1 protein-coding gene is annotated in these 595 nt (G+C 64.5%); it reads right to left on the bottom strand.

The features are described 5' to 3' along the window. Positions 1-593 (bottom strand): hydrolase (locus WT24_RS06685; RefSeq protein ID WP_082742116.1); only part of this gene is annotated, 593 nt, incomplete at its 3' end. Positions 594-595 lie beyond the last annotated feature (2 nt).

Genomic DNA, 595 nt, shown 5'->3' with positions numbered 1-595 from the left:
CGCTGCGGCGCCTTGTGGACCATCGTGTACGCGTAGTCGACGCCCATCCCGTACGCGCCCGAATGCTCCTTCGCGATCGCCATCACCGCGTCGTACGAGTCGCGGCGCGCCCAGTCGCGCTGCCATTCGAGCATCACCTGCTGCCACGTGACCGGCACCACGCCGGCCTGTACCATGCGCTGCATCGCGAAGTCGTGCGCGGCTTGCGTCGTGCCGCCCGATGCGTCGGCGACCATGTAGATCTCGTAGTCGCCTTCGAGCATCGCGCACAGCGCGAACGTCGTATTGCAGACTTCGGTCCACAGGCCCGACACGACCACCTTCTTGCGGCCGTTCGCGGCCAGCGCGTCGCGCACCTTCTGGTCATCCCACGAATTCATCGACGTGCGTTCGAGCGTCTTCTGGTTCGGGAACACGTCGAGCAGCTCGGGATAGGTGTGGCCCGAGAAGCTGTCGCTTTCGACCGTCGTGATCGTGGTCGGGATGTTGAAGACCTTCGCGGCCTTCGCGAGCCCGACGACGTTGTTCTTCAGCGTCTGGCGATCGATCGACTGCACGCCGAACGCCATCTGCGGCTGCTGGTCGATGAAGATCA

Origin of the sequence: Burkholderia sp. MSMB1078WGS, from assembly GCF_001528895.1 — a bacterium.
Classification (GTDB): domain Bacteria; phylum Pseudomonadota; class Gammaproteobacteria; order Burkholderiales; family Burkholderiaceae; genus Burkholderia.
The sequence above is the reverse complement of the archived record's forward strand: the minus strand, read 5'-3'. Positions and strand labels throughout refer to the sequence as shown.